Here is a 17,247-nt window from a genome sequence, read left to right as displayed (position 1 = left end):
GTGCGGCGGGTCGCCACGAATCACGCTTGCCGGATTTGCGTAGCCTCTGCGTTGACTCGGCGGCGAGGGTGGCAAGACACGGGAAGTCGGCACCCTGGGTGCAGAGTCAATTCCGTTGAAGCACAAGCCATTGCTAGGGTCGCCACCAGGGGCGCAGTGGCAGCGTGTCGGTGCCGTGCTTGGCGGGCTTGGACGCCAGCACGTGGTGCAGCTGAATATTGTTCTGCTCGAACGCCACCCGAGACGCCGCCATATACAGGCCCCATACCTTCGCGGTGGCGATACCGACCTCGGCGACGGCCTCGTCCCAGTGCGCGACGAGATTGCGGCACCAGTCGCGCAAGGTCATGGCGTAGTGGTGACGGAAATTCTCCGCGTGGAGCACCTCGAACCCCACGTCCTGGATTTCGGAGAGGATGCGACCCGAACCAGTCAGCTCCCCGTCGGGAAAGACGTAGCGATCGGTGAAGCTGCTCGCGCGGAAGTCCGACTTGTTGTTGTTGCGGGTGATGCAGTGGTTGAGCAGCAATCCGCCGCGGCGCAATTTGGACTCGAGGAAATTGAAATACGACGGATAGTTCTTGACGCCGATGTGCTCGGTCAATCCGATCGAGGAGACGGCGTCGAACCCGGTTTCGTCGACGTCGCGATAGTCGCAGTGACGCACCTCGGCCAGTTCGCTGAGCCCTTCCGACTCGATTGCTGTTTGAGCCCAGGCGGCCTGCTCTGCGGACAGTGTCGCGCCGGTCGCGTGGACGCCATGCCGGGCCGCGTAGCGCACCATGCCACCCCAGCCGCAGCCGACGTCGAGAAGCCGATCCCCCGGCTGCAGCCTCAACTTCTCGAAGATCAGCCGGTACTTGTTGTCCTGGGCCGCCTCCAGCGTTGTTCCAGACTCGGGATACACCGCACACGTGTAGGTCATCGAGGGCCCCAAGACCCACTCGTAGAAGGAGTTGGAGACGTCGTAGTGGTACTGGATCGCCTCGGCATCACGAGTCTTGCTGTGCCGCAAGCCCTCGGCGATCCGGCGCCACCGGGGCAGCATCTCCTGCGGTGGTGGCGCTGCCGGGAGGAGATGCTCGATGCCGATAGAGCGGATGATGCTTGCCAGCAGTCGCGGCGAGGGCCGGGTGAACTCGACCTTTTCGGCCAGCAACTTGAGCACGTCGTAGGGATCGCCGGGGTGTACACCGCGCGCCTCGAGGTCCCCGGCGACGTATGCCCGGGCCAGACCGAGTTCACCTGGCGCGGTGGCCAGATAGGTCGTACCGCGAGGAGTCAGCAGGTCCATTCCCAGTACGGCGTCTTCGGCTCCGGCAGTACTGCCGTCGTAAGCAGTGAACCGGAGTGATTCCGTAACGCCGCAGGTGAAGACCGCCAGGACCTCAGCGAGGGTCAACTTGCCCGTCGCGGTTCCCGTGTCCTTGGTGGTCGTCATCGTCGTTGCACCGCCTTTGCGAATAAATCGAGGAACCGCGAATCTGGGTCGTAGAGCTTTTTCGCGGTCTTGTAGGTCTCGCCGCCGTAGAGTTCGTCGAACTCTTCTCTGGTGTAGTAGGAGTCGGAGTACAGCGATTTGTGCCCGTCCAGCGAACTGACCTTCTCCTCGATCAATCGATTCGTCGCGCCATTGGTCGCGCCCACTGGAACCGACGACCAGAAGCCGACGTTGACGTAGCTTTGTCGCGGCCTGATCGGATACAGCGACCAGCCGTTGTTATCACGTAACCGCAACGGGCACAACCAGATCGGGGCGATCGGTACCGCTTCGAGGAACCATTCCAAGAACTCCGTCGTGCGTTGGAGTGGAAGCTCGACATCTTGGACCACCCGTTCGCGAGGCGGACGGCCATTGCGCTCTTCGATGCGGTCGGCGATACCGAACCGCCGGTCGAGCGCTACCAGCTTCCAATACACGGAACTGCGGCGGTAGCGTCGCGGCCACAAGCGTCGCAGCCGGGGGTTCTGCGCGCCGAAAGCGCCGGAACACCAGAACCAGTCGGTGTCCCACCGCCAGAAGTAGTCGTGCGTTGTCAACCGGTCTTCGGTGGTGCCGGTGTCGTGCTGGATGGAGCGGTAGTAGATGCGTTGTCCGGTGTAGTCACTGGCGGGGCCGGGGGCCGCGGTGCGTACACCGAGACATAGGTAGCTCTCGGTGGCGTTGAACACCACGCCGTCGAGATAGTCCACACAGAAACCTTCGAACTCGGCGGTGTCGATGATGCGATCCATCGTCGACATCAGGTCGCTCAGCGAGTGGAACCGCACGTGCCGCAGCGCGACGAACCGTTCGACAGGTTCCAACTCGATGCGTAACCGTGTCGAGTATCCCAGTGTGCCATATGAATTCGGATACGCGCGGAAGAGGTCGGGGTGCTGCAGGGGAGATGCGGTCAGCAATTCTCCTGTGCCGGTGAGGATGTCCAACTCCAGCACCGACTCATGAGGCAGGCCGTTGCGGAATGAGGCCGACTCGATGCCCAACCCGGCAATCGCCCCGCCCAGCGTGATGGTCTTCAATTGCGGGACCACTAGCGGCGACAGGCCATACGGAAGCGTCGCGGCCACCAGATCCTCGTAGGTGCACATGCCGGCCACGTCGGCGGTGCGTGCGTCCGCATCAACCGAAATCACGTGGGTCAGCCCTGAAACGTCTAGTCCAGGGGTGCCGAGTTTCGCGCGGTCGCGGAACAAGTTAGAGGTGGGCTTGGCCAATCGGACAGTTGCCGCCGAGGGAATCGAACGGTAACTCGCCAAGAATCGTTCGACGCCCTCCGCATGAGCCGCAGGTGCGTGCGCAGGGACATGCATCGCTTCGACGATAGTCCCTGGCAACCGCGAGCGCAGGCGCGCCGCAACCATTCCTTGATCCCGCTGCTCGACGACGAAAGTCGCACGGGCATCGAGGGTCACTCGCGACTTTTGGTTCATCGGCGCCGTTGCACTCACCGTGTCGGGTGGTGTGCCCCGCGGCATCGTTGCGGGTTTGTCTTCCGGTTTGCAGTGCACGGTTACAGGTATCGTGTCGTGGTGGTTCAAACGGACAGCGGCTTGCCGCCGGCGGCGTCGTCGGTCGAGGGCCGGGATCCGGCCGTCACTGAGATTGGACTCCCGCCCGCGTCGTCGCGATCCGCTCGGCGTTCTCGGCTCCCTCAGACGGCCTCAATAGGGCCAACTTCAACATGACACCTGGCCGGGCAGACCCGCACGCGGTGCCTCCCGAGGGCGAACCGGTGGCCACGGACGTCGACGATCTGCCCCAAGGTCTCGCCGACACCGTCGCCGAGCTCATTGGCAAGCCACGCGCACGCGGTTGGATCCACCTCTGCTGCGCGGCCATTGCCATCGTGGGCGGACTGGCGCTGGTGTCGGTTGCGGGAATCACGTCGACACAGAAAGCCGTCCTCGCGACCCTGATCTACACCGTCACGATTGTCGCGATGTTCAGCGTCAGCGCGATCTATCACCGCAAGCACTGGCACAATCCGGTGGCTCTGAAGTGGATGAAGCGGCTGGACCACTCGGCGATCTTCATCTTCATCGCCGGTAGCTACACCCCGTTCGCACTGTTGGCGATGCCGCCGGGCACCGGCGCCAAAGTGCTGGCCATCGTATGGACGGGTGCGGCAGCCGGCGTGGCACTGAAGATGTGGTGGCCGTCGTCCCCACGATGGGTTGGCATACCGCTGTACCTCCTGCTCGGCTATGTGGCGATCTGGTTCGCCGGCACCCTGCTCGACGGCGGAGGTCCGATCGTCGTCGGCCTGCTCGTCGCGGGCGGTGTGCTCTACAACGTCGGCGCAATCTTCTTCGGCATTCGTTGGCCGGACCCGTGGCCGCGAACCTTCGGCTACCACGAGTTTTTTCACGCCTTCACCGCAGCCGCGGCGATGAGTCACTACGTCGCCGTGTGGTTCGTCGTCTTGCAAATCTAGCGGCGATCGGTCCGCTCACCTCGCGGCCTACGGGGCTTGATAAGTGGCCCGCCACTGGTGGCGGGGGGCACAGGGGCACTCACGCCCGCAAACCTTAGCCTTGGCCGCACCCAGCAGGCCCGACCGTTGCAGTAGCGTTGTGGAGTCCCTCGATGAAAAAAGGTCAGAGGGGCTAAGTGGCACCTCTGACCTATGGGGTGAGTGACGGGACTCGAACCCGCGACATTCAGGATCACAACCTGACGCTCTACCAACTGAACTACACCCACCATGGCCGCCGGTCGGCCCCTGGGACAGGAACCTAACGCGCGGCGACGTCGATACTAACCGCTCGAGCGCTCGTCGGCCGAATCGATTTCCCCCGGAGTGTCCGATTCGCCCTCAAGATCAGCGACGACGGCGGCGATTTCGCTGGTAGACGGCCCGGGCAGGGGTACGAATGCGGTGCGCCGGTAGTACTGCAATTCCCGGATCGACTCGTGGATGTCGGCCAGCGCGCGATGGGCGAGGCCCTTGGGCGGCTGTCCGAAGTAGATGCGCGGAAACCAGCGGCGACACAGTTCTTTGATCGAACTGACGTCGATCATGCGGTAGTGCAGGAAGGAGTCCAGGTCTGGCATGTCCCGGGCGATGAAGGACCGGTCGGTGGCGATCGAATTGCCCGCCAGAGGCGCAGTCTTGGGCTGTTTGACGTGTTCACCGATGTAGTCCATGACCAGGGCCTCGGCCGTGGCCAGGTCCACGGTGGACGCCCGGACCTCGTTGGTCAGTCCCGATCGCGAGTGCATGTCCTTGACGACGTCGATCATCGAGGACAGCGCGGCCTCATCGGCGTGGATTACCACGTCAATCCCGTCGCCCAGAATATTCAGATCGGCATCGGTGACCAGGGCGGCGATTTCGATCAGCTTGTCCGAACCCAGATCGAGCCCGGTCATCTCGCAGTCGATCCACACCAATTCGTCACGCACAGCGCCCACCCTAAGCCAGTTGCAGCTCACGTAGGCCCTGACCCTGCCGGGTCCGGGCAAGTAGTGTGTTCCCTTGCCGAAGGCACGGGCTACTACTCGGGAAAAGGGGCGGCGCAACGATGAGCACCGAATCGGACCCCGGCGGGCCCGCGAAGAGGATCGCGGCCGGTTACGCCGTCGGAGGCCAGGCGCTGGAACTGGGCACCGTCGTCATCGACGGCCAGTCGGACCCGAGCGCGCAGATCCGGATTCCGCTGGCCACCGTCAACCGGCACGGTCTGGTCGCCGGCGCCACCGGAACCGGCAAGACCAAGACGCTGCAACTGATCGCCGAGCAGCTCAGTGCCGCGGGGGTGCCGGTGTTCATGGCCGACGTGAAGGGCGACCTGTCGGGGCTGTCCCGCCCCGGCGAGGGCAACGACAAGACCGCCGCGCGCGCCAGGGACACCGGGGACAACTGGGAGCCGACGGGATTCCCGGTCGAGTTCCTGTCGCTGGGCACCGGCGGAATCGGGGTGCCGGTGCGTGCGACGGTTGCGGGCTTCGGCCCGGTACTTCTGTCGAAAGTGTTGGGACTCAACACCACGCAGGAGTCGACGCTCGGGCTGATTTTCCACTGGGCCAATGAGAACAACCGCCCGCTGGTCACGCTGGGCAATCTTCGCGCGGTGATCAGTCACCTGACCGGCGACGAGGGTAAGTCCGACCTCAAATCGCTTGGCGGAGTGTCGCCCACGACCGCCGGTGTCATCCTGCGCGCACTGGTGAATCTGGCGGGCGAGGGTGGTGACACCTTCTTCGGCGAGCCGAAGCTCGACCCGAAGGATCTGCTGCGCAACGACACCCACGGCCGCGGCATCATCAGCCTGCTGGAGTTCAGTGGTCAGTCGTTGCGTCCGGTCATTTTCTCCACCTTTCTGATGTGGTTGCTGGCCGAGCTTTTCGCGCAATTGCCCGAAGTCGGCGACATCGACAAACCCAAGCTGGTGTTCTTCTTCGACGAGGCGCATCTGTTGTTCGCCGACGCCTCCAAGGCGTTTCTCGAACAGGTCGAGCAGACCGTCAAGCTGATCCGGTCCAAGGGCGTCGGGGTGTTCTTCTGCACCCAGTTGCCCACGGATCTGCCCAACGACGTGCTGTCTCAGCTGGGTGCCCGCATCCAGCACGCGCTGCGTGCGTTCACTCCCGACGACCAGAAGGCGCTCAGCAAGACCGTCCGCACCTATCCGAAAACCGATGTCTACGAACTGGAATCCGCGTTGACGTCACTGGGCATCGGCGAGGCCGTGGTCACCGTGCTGTCGGAGAAAGGCGCGCCCACACCCGTGGCCTGGACGCGCATGCGGGTGCCGCGGTCGCTGATGGGGGCCATCGGCACTGACGAGGTGACCAAGGCTGCGAAGGCAAGTCCGTTGCACGCCAAGTACGGGCAGACGGTCGAGCAGGATCCGGAACCGGCGGTGAGCCCACAGCGTGTGCCCATCCCGTCGGCGCCGGGACCGGAACACCCGCCTGTGCCCACCGATTACGAGCCGCCGCCGATGCCCGCGCCATTCGAGCCGAAGGGGCCGGCCGTCTGGGAGGAAGTGCTGAAGAACCCCACGGTGAAAAGCGGGATCAACACCGCAATCCGCGAGATCATCCGCAACTTGTCTCGGCCCGGCCGGCGCCGCAGGTAGCGCTACCCGCCGCCGAGCTTCTTGTAGAAGGCTCCGACGATCGGTGCCACGATCGCGCGTGGCGCGTACCCGCTTGCCACCGACATGGCCTTGGAGGTCAGCCCGGGAACTATCCGCATCTTGTTGCGCTCCAACGCATCCAGCGATACCTGTGCGGTGTGCTCGGTCGAGATCCACAGGAAATCGGGCACCAGCTTTTCCACCAGCGACCGTTCGTCGCCTTCGGGCAGATCGGTGCGCACCGGGCCCGGGGCCAGCAGCGTGACGTGCACCCCGGACTTACGCACTTCGCCGCGCAGTGATTCGCTGAACGTATTGGCGAAAGCCTTGGTGGCGGCGTAGGTGGCGTTGTAGGGAATCGGGGAGTTGCCGGCGGCGGAGCCCGAGATCAGGATGCCGCCCGCCTTGCGTTGCACCATACCCGGCAGCACCGCCAGCGTAAGGTCGTGCACCGCAACGGCGTTCAGCTGTACCTGGGCCTTCTCGCCGGCCGGGTCGAGGTCGGCGACCGGGCCGAACGTCGCGGTGCCGGCGTTGGCGCACAGGATCGAGATCGGGCGGGTGGCCAATTCATCGCAGAGCTTGGCCCGCTGGGCGGGGTCGGCGAGGTCGGCCGCGCGCACCTCGACCGTGACGCGGTGCTTGTCCGCGAGCCGGGTGGCCAGGTCCTTGAGCAGTTCTTCGCGTCGTGCGGTGATGATCAGGCTGTGGCCGCGGGCGGCCAACTCGGTGGCCAGTGCCTCGCCGATATTCTGCGAAGCACCGGTGACGACAGCGCGCGCGTCTGGGCTGGGAGCGGGAACCGGCATGACGCCGATCGTAGACAGTGTGCCGCGGCGGCCGGGCGTAGCGGGGTCGCGGCGGCGACCCCACGTAGGCTCCCGGGCATGAGTGACCCGGATTCGGGCGCCACGGACCGCCCACGCGCCGAGGCTGAAACATCACGGCAGAAAGTCGAGTGCGGTGCGGCGAATCTTCAGGCTGGGCGCAGTGAGCAGCGGGCTGCGCCGCGGTCGGGGATCGTGGCCTGGGCCCTGTGGGACTGTGGCTCGACCGGCCTGAACGCGATCACGGCGACCTTCGTGTTCTCTGTCTACCTGACCAGCAGCGTGGGGGAGGGCACCCCCGGTGGCGCCACCCCCGAGAGCTGGTTGGGCCGTACCGCGGCGGTGGCGGGGGTCGTCGTCGCGTTGCTGGCTCCCATCGTCGGCGTGTGGGTGGCGTCCGCGCATCGACGGCATGTCGCGCTGGGCGTGCTGACCGGCCTTGCGGTGGCGACAACGTGCGGGATGTCCCAGATTCACGACGATCCCCGTTACCTGTTCGGCGGGCTGGCGCTGCTGGCCGCCACCGCCGCGTGCGGCGACCTGGCCAGTGTTCCGTACAACGCGATGCTGCGGGAACTCTCCACGCCGGCGAGCGCCGGCCGTATTTCTGGTTTCGGCTGGGCAGCGGGATACATCGGGAGTGTGCTGCTGCTGATCCTGGTCTACCTGGGCTTCATGAGCGGCGACGGCGACGAGCGTGGGCTGCTGCACCTGTCCACCCACGACGGCGTCAATGTGCGGGCGGCGATGCTGTTGGCGGCGGCATGGCTGGCGATACTGGGACTGCCGCTGCTGTTGGTCGCCCACCGCCTTCCCCACAGCGAAACGGCGGTCGGCCCGAAGACCAGCCTGCTCGGTAGTTACCGCAAGCTCTGGATCGACATCAGCTCCGAGTGGCGGCGCGACCGAAATCTCGTCTACTTCCTGGTGGCCAGCGCGATCTTTCGCGACGCCCTGGCGGCGATCTTCGCCTTCGGCGCAGTGCTGGGCGTCAACGTGTACACGCTCTCGAAGGCCGACGTGCTGATCTTCGGTGTCGCCGGAAGCGTGGTGGCCGCAGTGGGTGCGGTGCTGGGCGGGTTGATCGACCACCGGGTGGGGTCCAAGCCCGTCATCGTGGTGTCGCTGACGGCGATCCTCGCCTCGGGACTCAGCCTGCTGGTGCTGTCCGGGGCGCTGGCCTTCTGGGTGTGCGGGTTGTTGTTGTGTCTGTTCATCGGCCCGTCCCAGTCGTCGGCGCGGGCGCTGTTGTTGCGCATGGCGCAGCACGGCAAGGAGGGTGTGGCCTTCGGGCTCTACACGATGACGGGCCGGGCGGTGGCCTTCCTGGCCCCGTGGTTGTTCTCCGTCTTCGTCGACATCTTCGGCGTCGCCAGGGCCGGTCTGGGTGGCATCTGCCTGGTGTTGGTGGTCGGACTGCTGGCGATGCTGGCGGTCCGGGTTCCCCCGCATGCGCCCGTCGTGCCGAGCGACCCTGATTAGCGGGGCGCGTCGCAGATGGTCAGACCCTGCCCGGTGCGCTGGCGCACCTGAACCCCGGCCACCGAAACCGAGCAGGTGATCTGGTGACCGATGTTGACGACGGTGACACTCGCCGGATGAAGCGCCGAGGTCGACAGGCTGACTTGCTTGGTCCAGGGCAGGGCCACATTGAACTCGGTTTGGATCATGTCGCCGGCATCCATGTACATCACGCTGATCGCCCGGCCCTCGCCGTTGATCGTGTAGACGACGGTCTGCATGGCTCCCGGGGTGTTGGGCACACCCGGAGGGGTCGTAGTACCTGTCGGCGGCTCGGTGGTGGTGGTACGCGGCGGCCTGCGGGTGGTCGAGGGCGGCGCCGGCACCCGGGTGGTCGGAGGTGCAACGGTTGTGCTGGGCATCGGCGGCAGCGGTTCGATGGCGGTCTGCTGCTTGAGCGACCCGTTGGCAATCACCAGCGCCACCACCAACCCGATGACGAGCAACACGGCGGCGCCGGCCACAAACCACAACCACCGCGGTGAACGCGGCGGGCCCTCGGGCGGTTGTTCATCCTTGGGTGGCACGTTCTGCTGCCAATACTGCGGCGGCAACTGTTGGGTGGCGTTGGGTGAATAGCCGCCCGGTGGCCAGGGGGAACTCCCGCCGCCGTAGGTGGCATAGGGCATCTCATCGGCGTAAGCCGGGTAATCGACCGGGGCCGAGTCCCCACGGTCTTGCGGCCACGCCGAACCAGACCCCGGTTGAGGGGGACCGAATTGCTGGCTGCGGCGTGGATCGTTCATGTCCACTCCGAAGGGTACCGGGCATTGCGCCGGACGCGTTTCGCGACCGGCCGACCAGCCCGAACGGCTACTGGTTCGCCGCGGTGAGCGCCGCGAGGGTCATCGCCCGCATGACGGCGCGCGACCGAACCGCCCGCGCCGGTTTGGTGTCGGCAGATTTCATGCTGTGCGGTGTGGAGTTCAGCAGTCCGAACGCGGCATGCGCCATCAACCGGGCGTCGGCTTCGGCCAGGTCGGCGTGGAGTTGGCGAAGCACGCCTACCCAGATCTCCACATACTGTCGCTGAGCTCTGCGCACTTGACGTTCGGCGGGCGCGGGCAGGTGCGCGAGGTCGCGGTCCTGGATGCGGATGAGATCGGGCTCGCCGAGCGCGAAGTCGAGGTGGAAATCGATCAGGCCGTCCAGGGTTGCGGCGGCGTCGGCGCCGCGGTCCTGCACGGCGCGCGCGCCGGCGAGCAGTCCGGCGCTGATTCCCACCAGCAACTCGACCAACAGCGACTCCTTGTTGGGGAAGTGCCGGTAAATCGCCGGGCCGCTGACACCGGCGGCGGCGCCGATATCCTCCAGCCGCACCGCGAGGAATCCCCGTTCGGCGAACAGCCGCTCGGCGGCCGACAACAGCTGTTGGCGCCGGTCGGACTTCAACTGGCTGCGGCGATTTGACGGCTCAGGCGGTCCGGTTTCGTCGTCCGGGGCGGACGCTGGCATGTCGGCCTCCTGGACATGTCGGTTAATCGTCACTAACGTATCACCCAATCACCGGCCGGAGGAACCGTGGCAACCACCGACGCCGCAGGCAGCAAACCTCTTTCATACGAACGCGGTCCGAGCGCACCTGCGTTGCTCGAGACCACCATCGGCGCCAATCTCGCCGGCACCGCCTCGACGTTCGGATCGCGCGACGCGCTCGTCGATGTCGCGGCGGGGCGGCGGTGGAGCTACGCCGCCTTCGTGGCCGACGTCCGCCGGCTGGCCACAGGTCTGCTGCGGGCCGGCATCGGCGCGGGCGATCGAGTGGGCGTCTGGGCGCCCAACCGATGGGAGTGGGTGCTCGTCCAGTACGCCACGGCCGAGATCGGTGCGATTCTGGTGACCATCAACCCCGCCTACCGGGTGCGCGAATTGCGTTACGCGCTAGAGCAATCCGGCATATCGACGGTTATCGCCGCCCCGGGTTTCAAAGACGCCGATTACTCGTCGATGCTGTCCGAAGTACGGTCCGACTGCGTCGGGCTGCGTGATGTGGTGATCATGGGCACCGATCGCTGGGACGAGTTGGCCGCCACGGACGCCCACCCGACCGCGCTGGCGCAGGCGGCGGCAAAGCTGCAACCTGGTGATCCGATCAACATCCAATACACCTCGGGGACAACGGGTTTCCCTAAGGGAGTTACGCTCAGCCATCGCAGCATCCTGAACAACGGCTACCTGGTGGGTGAACTGCTCGAGTACACCGAACAGGACCGGATCTGCATCCCGGTGCCCTTCTACCACTGCTTCGGCATGGTGATGGGCAACCTCGCTGCCACCAGCCACGGTGCCTGCATGGTGATCCCGGCACCGGGTTTCGATCCCGCCGCTACCCTGCGGGCGGTCCAGTCGCAGCGCTGCACCAGCCTGTACGGGGTGCCGACGATGTTCATCGCCGAACTCGGCCTGCCGGAATTCGCCGACTACGAACTGGGCAGTCTGCGCACCGGGATCATGGCCGGCGCGCCATGCCCGGTCGAGGTGATGCGGCAGGTGATCGAGCGGATGCACATGCCCGGAGTCTCCATCTGTTATGGCATGACGGAGACGGCCCCCGTGTCGACGCAGACCCGCGCGGACGATTCCCTGGAGCGGCGCGTGAGCACCGTCGGGCGGGTAGGTCCGCACCTGGAGATCAAGGTGGTGGACCCGAGCTCCGGACACACCGTGCCGCGCGGTGTGCCCGGCGAGTTCTGTACCCGGGGCTATTCGGTGATGTCGGGTTACTGGAATGACGCGGAGCGGACCGCGGAGGTGATCGACACCGAAGGATGGATGCACAGCGGGGACCTGGCGACGCTGGACGCCTGCGGATACGTACAAATCACCGGGCGCATCAAGGACATCGTCATGCGTGGTGGCGAGAACATCTCCCCGCGCGAGATCGAGGAATTCCTCTACACCCATCCCGACATCGTCGACGCGCACGTTATCGGCGTGCCGGACGAACGCTACGGCGAGGAGATCATGGCCGTGGTCAAGCTGCGCGAGGGGGCCACGTTGACCGTGGAGCAGTTGCGCGAGTTCTGCGCCGGCAACATCGCCCGGTTCAAAATCCCGCGGTATCTGCGGGTCGTGGAGGAGTTCCCGATGACGGTGACCGGCAAAGTTCGCAAAGTGGAGATGCGGCAGGCGGCGATCGAATGGCTGGCCGGCAACCGATGACTGAGCGGCCCACCATGGACGCACCTGGCGCGGAAATGGTATTGTACGTATCCAGTTAATGAGTATTAACTGAAATCGGAGGCTCTGCGGCAGATGGAAAAGGTGGTGGCGACCGCTGCGGAGGCGGTCGCGGACATAACCGACGGGTCGTCGCTGGCCGTCGGGGGATTCGGGCTGTGTGGCATCCCCGAGGCGCTGATATCGGCGCTGGCTGACCTCGGCGTCACCGATCTCGAAACGGTGTCCAACAATTGCGGTGTCGACGGCATCGGGCTCGGAGTATTGTTGCAGCACAAGCGGATCCGCCGCACTATTTCATCGTACGTAGGTGAGAACAAGGAATTCGCGCGGCAGTTCCTGTCCGGTGAACTCGAAGTGGAGCTGACCCCACAGGGCACCCTGGCCGAGCGCCTGCGGGCCGGCGGGATGGGCATTCCGGGCTTCTACACACCGGCCGGGGTGGGCACCCAGATCGCTGACGGGGGACTGCCGTGGCGCTATGACGCCTCGGGGGAGGTGGCGATCGTGTCACCGCCCAAGGAGACCCGCGAGTTCGATGGCGTGACCTACGTTCTCGAGCGGGGAATCCGCACCGACTTCGCCCTGGTGCACGCCTGGAAGGGCGACCGGCACGGCAACCTGGTGTACCGCTACGCCGCCGGCAACTTCAACCCCGAATGTGCACCGGCCGGGCGGATCACCATCGCCGAGGTCGAGCACCTCGTCGAGCCCGGGGAGATCGACCCGGCGACGGTGCATACGCCCGGTGTCTTCGTGCAGCGGGTGGTGCATGTGCCCAACCCGGAGAAGCGGATCGAGAAGGAGACGGTGCGGTGATTGTGCCCGGTTGCGCCCAGCGTGAAGCTGGCTTCACGCTCGGCGGCGAATGTGAAGCCAGCTTCACGGTCGCGGCGGAAGGGGGTGCCGGATGACCTGGAGCAGAGATGAGATGGCGGCCCGTATCGCCGCCGAATTCACCGACGGCCAGTACGTCAACCTCGGCATCGGGATGCCCACGCTGATCCCCAATCACATTCCCGACGGTGTGCACGTCGTCCTGCACTCGGAGAACGGGATCCTGGGCGTCGGGCCCTACCCGACTCGCCAGGACGTCGACGCCGATCTGATCAACGCCGGCAAGGAGACGGTGACCGTTCTACCCGGGGCGTCGTTCTTCGGCTCCTCGACCTCGTTCGGGATCATCCGGGGCGGGCACCTCGACGTGGCAGTGCTTGGCGCCATGCAGGTTTCGGTCACCGGCGACCTCGCCAACTGGATGATCCCCGGCAAGATGGTCAAGGGCATGGGTGGCGCGATGGACCTGGTGCACGGCGCCCGCAAAGTGATCGTGATGATGGAGCACGCCGCCAAGGACGGCAGCCCCAAGATCCTCGAGCGCTGCACCCTGCCGCTGACCGGCGTGGGCTGCGTGAACCGCATCGTCACCGAACTCGCCGTCATCGATGTCCGCGACGACGGACTGCATCTGATCGAGACTGCCCCGGACGTCTCGGTCGACGAGGTGGTCGCCAAAACGCAGCCGCCGCTTGTCCTTTCGGATTTGGTGGCGCGGTGACGACGATCGCCCCGTCGTTCGCCGACGAGCATCGGCGGTTGGTCGGCGAACTCAACGAGAAGCTGGCCGCCGCCGCCCTGGGCGGGAACGAGCGCGCCCGCGAGCGTCACGTCAGCCGCGGCAAACTGCTGCCCCGGGAACGGGTGGACCGGCTGCTCGACCCGGGCAGCCCTTTCCTGGAGTTGTCCGCGCTGGCCGCCAATGGCATGTACGGCGACGAATCCCCTGGTGCCGGCATCATCACCGGGATCGGACGGGTCTCAGGACGCGAGTGCGTGATCGTGGCCAACGACGCCACCGTCAAAGGTGGCACCTACTATCCGATGACGGTCAAGAAGCACCTGCGCGCGCAGGAAGTCGCGCTGCAGAACCTGCTGCCCTGCATCTACCTCGTCGACTCCGGCGGCGCCTTCCTGCCCCGCCAGGACGAGGTGTTCCCCGATCGCGAGCACTTCGGCCGGATCTTCTACAACCAGGCGACCATGAGCGCCAAGGGAATTCCCCAGGTTGCGGCTGTGCTCGGGTCGTGCACGGCAGGCGGCGCGTACGTGCCGGCGATGAGCGACGAAGCCGTCATCGTGCGCGAGCAGGGCACGATCTTCCTGGGCGGTCCTCCGCTGGTCAAGGCGGCCACCGGTGAGATCGTCACGGCCGAGGAACTCGGCGGCGGGGATCTGCACTCCCGGGTGTCCGGTGTCACCGACCACCTGGCCGAGGACGACGAGGACGCGCTGCGCATCGTGCGCTCGATCGCGGCCACCTTCGGACCACGCGAACCCGCCCAATGGGATATCGCCGCGGTGGCCGAGCCGAAGGCGGCTCAGAGTGAGCTCTACGACGTGGTGCCCCCGGATCCGCGGGTGCCCTACGACGTTCACGAAGTGATCGTCCGCCTGGTCGACGGCGGCGAGTTCAGCGAGTTCAAGGCCAATTACGGCAAGACGTTGGTGACCGCCTTCGCGCACATCCACGGCCACCCGGTCGGCATCATCGCCAACAACGGCGTCCTGTTCAGCGAATCCGCGGTCAAGGGAGCGCATTTCATCGAGCTGTGCGACAAGCGCCGCATCCCCCTGCTGTTCCTGCAGAACATCGCCGGGTTCATGGTCGGTCGCGACTACGAGGCGGGCGGGATCGCCAAACACGGTGCCAAGATGGTCACGGCGGTGGCCTGCGCGCGGGTCCCGAAGCTGACCGTGGTGATCGGCGGATCCTATGGCGCAGGCAATTACTCGATGTGTGGACGGGCGTATTCGCCCCGGTTCCTGTGGATGTGGCCCAATGCGCGCATCTCGGTGATGGGTGGCGAACAGGCCGCCTCGGTGCTGGCCACCGTGCGCGGTGAGCAGCTTTCGGGCTCCGGCAAGCCATGGTCGCCCGAAGAGGAAGAGGCGTTCAAGGCGCCCATCCGCGCGCAGTACGAGGATCAGGGCAACCCCTACTATTCGACCGCGCGTCTGTGGGATGACGGCATCATCGACCCCGCCGATACCAGAACGGTTGTTGGGCTGGCACTTTCGGTGTGCGCCCACGCCCCGCTGGAATCGGTCTCCTACGGCGTCTTCCGGATGTGACATGTTTGACACTGTCTTAGTGGCCAACCGCGGCGAGATCGCGGTTCGGGTGATCCGCACGCTGGGCCGGCTGGGTATCCGCTCGGTCGCCGTCTACAGCGACCCCGATGCGAATGCGCGGCACGTACTCGAGGCCGACACCGCGGTACGGCTGGGACCGGCGGCGGCCCGCGAAAGTTACCTCGACATCGCCAAGGTGATCGACGCCGCGGTGTGCACCGGAGCGCAGGCGGTCCATCCCGGTTACGGATTTCTCTCGGAGAACGCGGAATTCGCCGCGGCGTGCGACCGCGCCGGGGTGGTGTTCCTGGGGCCGCCGGCCCATGCGATCGAGGTGATGGGCGACAAGATCGCCGCCAAGAACGCCGTCGCCGCGTTCGATGTGCCGGTGGTGCCGGGGATCGCCCGACCCGGGCTGACCGACGACGAACTCGTCGCCGCGGCCGACGACGTGGGATATCCGGTGCTGGTCAAGCCGTCCGCGGGCGGTGGGGGCAAAGGCATGCGGATGGTCGAGGACCCCGCCCGGTTACCCGAAGCCTTGGTGAGCGCGCGGCGTGAGGCGGCATCGGCGTTCGGCGACGACACCCTGTTCCTGGAACGTTTCGTGTTGCGGCCCAGGCATATCGAGGTGCAGGTGCTCGCCGACACGCATGGCAACATCGTGCATCTCGGTGAACGGGAGTGCAGCCTGCAACGACGTCACCAGAAGGTGATCGAGGAGGCGCCGTCACCGCTGCTGGACGCCGCAACCCGGGCCCGGATCGGCGCCGCCGCGTGCGACACCGCCCGCAGTGTCGATTACGTCGGCGCCGGCACGGTGGAGTTCATCGTCTCCGCGGATCGCCCGGACGAGTTCTTCTTCATGGAGATGAACACCCGCCTACAGGTGGAACACCCCGTCACCGAGGCGGTTACCGGTCTGGACCTCGTGGAGTGGCAGCTACGGGTGGCCGCCGGAGAGAAGCTGGCCGTCGCGCAGGACGACATCGAACTGCGTGGGCACGCGATCGAAGCCCGCGTGTACGCCGAAGATCCGGCACGCGGATTTCTGCCGACGGGCGGTCGCGTCCTGCAGGTGGTCGAGCCGGCCGGGTCCGGTGTGCGGGTGGACTCGTCGCTGTTGGCCGGCACGGCGGTCGGCAGCGATTACGACCCGATGCTGAGCAAGGTGATCGCGCACGGCGCCGACCGGGCGCAGGCGCTGGCGCGGCTGGATCGGGCCCTGTCGCAGACCGCGGTCCTGGGTGTGCAGACCAACATCGAGTTCCTCCGCTTTCTGCTGGCCGACGACCGGGTGCGGGCCGGGGATCTCGACACCGCGCTGCTGGACGAGCGCCTGGCGGACTTCGAGCCGATGCCCGCACCTGACGATGTGTTCGCCGCGGGCGGTCTGTATGTCCAGTGGGCTCTGGAACGGCGCAGTCGCGGCAGCCTGTGGGCCGCCCCGAGCGGATGGCGGATCGGAGCGACCGCCGCACCGGTGCGCACCGCGATGCGCACTCCGCAGCGCACCGAGACCGTCTCGGTGTGGGGCCTGCCGGATAATGCCGAGGTTCAGGTGGGTGACGGTGAAACCCTCACCGCCAGTGCACAGATCGCGCCGGGTCGGCTGAGCGTCGCGCTGAACGGCGTGCGCCGCGACTATCGGTGGGCCGAGGCGGACAGGCACCTGTGGATCGCTGACGAACGGGGAACCTGGCACATCCGCGAGGCCGAAGAGCACAAGATTCACCGTGCGGCGGGGGAGCGCCCGGCTGAGGTCGTGAGCCCCATGCCCGGCAGTGTCATTGCCGTACAGGTCGAATCGGGCACCGAGGTTTCCGAAGGCGACGTGGTGGTAGTCGTCGAAGCCATGAAGATGGAACATTCGCTCACCGCGCCGGTCTCGGGCCAGGTGGAGGTGTTGGTGTCCGTAGGCGACCAGGTGGCAGTCGAACAGGTGCTGGCCCGGCTGGTCCCGGGTGGCGAAGCAGCTACAACAGAAGGCAAGGATTAG

General features: G+C 66.1%; 14 protein-coding genes and 1 tRNA gene. 8 read left to right on the top strand and 7 right to left on the bottom strand.

The features are described from left to right. Positions 1–133 precede the first annotated feature (133 nt). Entirely contained in the window at positions 134–1,441 is a 1,308-nt protein-coding gene (locus AC5Y7D_RS02610) for a class I SAM-dependent methyltransferase (protein ID WP_499921232.1), read from the bottom strand. Continuing rightward, positions 1,438–2,814, bottom strand: a complete 1,377-nt coding sequence (locus AC5Y7D_RS02605) for an FAD-binding oxidoreductase (protein ID WP_499921230.1) — start codon at positions 2,812–2,814, stop codon at positions 1,438–1,440. The genes AC5Y7D_RS02610 and AC5Y7D_RS02605 overlap by 4 nt, the downstream gene beginning before the upstream one ends. A 422-nt stretch (positions 2,815–3,236) precedes the next feature. Between AC5Y7D_RS02605 and trhA the strand changes: the two genes are divergently transcribed. Beyond that, positions 3,237–3,938, top strand: a complete 702-nt coding sequence (trhA, locus tag AC5Y7D_RS02600; RefSeq protein ID WP_499921228.1) for a PAQR family membrane homeostasis protein TrhA — start codon at positions 3,237–3,239, stop codon at positions 3,936–3,938. A 193-nt stretch (positions 3,939–4,131) separates the two neighbouring features. Here trhA and AC5Y7D_RS02595 read toward each other — a convergent pair. Next, positions 4,132–4,207 (bottom strand) — tRNA-His (locus tag AC5Y7D_RS02595). Between the two features lie 54 nt (positions 4,208–4,261). Then, positions 4,262–4,909, bottom strand: a complete 648-nt coding sequence (gene orn / locus AC5Y7D_RS02590) for an oligoribonuclease (RefSeq protein ID WP_499921226.1) — start codon at positions 4,907–4,909, stop codon at positions 4,262–4,264. Positions 4,910–5,028: 119 nt separating this feature from the next. On the opposite strand from orn, the gene AC5Y7D_RS02585 reads away from it, so the two are divergent. Beyond that, positions 5,029–6,588, top strand: coding sequence for a helicase HerA-like domain-containing protein (locus tag AC5Y7D_RS02585; RefSeq protein WP_499921224.1), 1,560 nt, complete (start codon positions 5,029–5,031; stop codon positions 6,586–6,588). 2 nt (positions 6,589–6,590) lie between these two features. On the opposite strand, the gene cmrA is transcribed toward AC5Y7D_RS02585, so the two are convergent. Continuing rightward, on the bottom strand, positions 6,591–7,397 hold the full coding sequence (gene cmrA / locus AC5Y7D_RS02580) for a mycolate reductase (protein WP_499921222.1): 807 nt from the start codon (positions 7,395–7,397) through the stop codon (positions 6,591–6,593). 78 nt (positions 7,398–7,475) lie between these two features. On the opposite strand from cmrA, the gene AC5Y7D_RS02575 reads away from it, so the two are divergent. Beyond that, positions 7,476–8,897, top strand: a complete 1,422-nt coding sequence (locus tag AC5Y7D_RS02575) for an MFS transporter (RefSeq protein ID WP_499921220.1) — start codon at positions 7,476–7,478, stop codon at positions 8,895–8,897. Here the strand turns inward: AC5Y7D_RS02575 and AC5Y7D_RS02570 are convergent. Together AC5Y7D_RS02570 and AC5Y7D_RS02565 are read right to left on the bottom strand one after the other, a co-directional pair. Next, a complete protein-coding gene (locus AC5Y7D_RS02570; protein ID WP_499921218.1) occupies positions 8,894–9,682 on the bottom strand; it encodes an MmpS family transport accessory protein in 789 nt (262 codons plus the stop codon). The two genes, AC5Y7D_RS02575 and AC5Y7D_RS02570, sit on opposite strands and share 4 nt — an antisense overlap. A 67-nt stretch (positions 9,683–9,749) precedes the next feature. After that, on the bottom strand, positions 9,750–10,391 hold the full coding sequence (locus AC5Y7D_RS02565; protein WP_499921216.1) for an SACE_7040 family transcriptional regulator: 642 nt from the start codon (positions 10,389–10,391) through the stop codon (positions 9,750–9,752). Between the two features lie 66 nt (positions 10,392–10,457). On the opposite strand from AC5Y7D_RS02565, the gene AC5Y7D_RS02560 reads away from it, so the two are divergent. The 5 genes from AC5Y7D_RS02560 (at position 10,458) to AC5Y7D_RS02540 (ending at position 17,247) form a co-directional block, all read left to right on the top strand. Then, complete coding sequence (locus AC5Y7D_RS02560; RefSeq protein ID WP_499921214.1) at positions 10,458–12,098, top strand: AMP-binding protein; 1,641 nt, start codon at positions 10,458–10,460, stop codon at positions 12,096–12,098. 93 nt (positions 12,099–12,191) lie between these two features. Then, positions 12,192–12,935, top strand: coding sequence for a CoA transferase subunit A (locus AC5Y7D_RS02555; RefSeq protein ID WP_499921212.1), 744 nt, complete (start codon positions 12,192–12,194; stop codon positions 12,933–12,935). A 91-nt stretch (positions 12,936–13,026) separates the two neighbouring features. Beyond that, on the top strand, positions 13,027–13,674 hold the full coding sequence (locus AC5Y7D_RS02550) for a CoA transferase subunit B (protein ID WP_499921210.1): 648 nt from the start codon (positions 13,027–13,029) through the stop codon (positions 13,672–13,674). Then, positions 13,671–15,248, top strand: coding sequence for a carboxyl transferase domain-containing protein (locus tag AC5Y7D_RS02545; RefSeq protein ID WP_499921208.1), 1,578 nt, complete (start codon positions 13,671–13,673; stop codon positions 15,246–15,248). The genes AC5Y7D_RS02550 and AC5Y7D_RS02545 overlap by 4 nt, the downstream gene beginning before the upstream one ends. Position 15,249: 1 nt before the next feature. Beyond that, the gene (locus AC5Y7D_RS02540) at positions 15,250–17,247 is read left to right on the top strand and encodes an acetyl/propionyl/methylcrotonyl-CoA carboxylase subunit alpha (RefSeq protein ID WP_499921206.1); all 1,998 of its coding nucleotides are present in this window, start codon (positions 15,250–15,252) and stop codon (positions 17,245–17,247) included.

The organism is Mycobacterium sp. NGS49 (assembly GCF_059812565.1).
Note: the sequence above shows the minus strand (reverse complement) of the source record. Positions and strands in the feature narration are given on the sequence as shown.

Coding starts and splice junctions, on each gene's coding strand:
- AC5Y7D_RS02575 (WP_499921220.1), top strand. CDS start 7,476: ATGAGTGACCCGGATTCGGGCGCCACGGACCGCCCACGCGCCGAGGCT.
- AC5Y7D_RS02610 (WP_499921232.1), bottom strand. CDS start 1,441: ATGACGACCACCAAGGACACGGGAACCGCGACGGGCAAGTTGACCCTC.
- AC5Y7D_RS02540 (WP_499921206.1), top strand. CDS start 15,250: ATGTTTGACACTGTCTTAGTGGCCAACCGCGGCGAGATCGCGGTTCGG.
- AC5Y7D_RS02565 (WP_499921216.1), bottom strand. CDS start 10,391: ATGCCAGCGTCCGCCCCGGACGACGAAACCGGACCGCCTGAGCCGTCA.
- cmrA (WP_499921222.1), bottom strand. CDS start 7,397: ATGCCGGTTCCCGCTCCCAGCCCAGACGCGCGCGCTGTCGTCACCGGT.
- AC5Y7D_RS02550 (WP_499921210.1), top strand. CDS start 13,027: ATGACCTGGAGCAGAGATGAGATGGCGGCCCGTATCGCCGCCGAATTC.
- AC5Y7D_RS02585 (WP_499921224.1), top strand. CDS start 5,029: ATGAGCACCGAATCGGACCCCGGCGGGCCCGCGAAGAGGATCGCGGCC.
- AC5Y7D_RS02570 (WP_499921218.1), bottom strand. CDS start 9,682: ATGAACGATCCACGCCGCAGCCAGCAATTCGGTCCCCCTCAACCGGGG.
- AC5Y7D_RS02605 (WP_499921230.1), bottom strand. CDS start 2,814: ATGCATGTCCCTGCGCACGCACCTGCGGCTCATGCGGAGGGCGTCGAA.
- AC5Y7D_RS02555 (WP_499921212.1), top strand. CDS start 12,192: ATGGAAAAGGTGGTGGCGACCGCTGCGGAGGCGGTCGCGGACATAACC.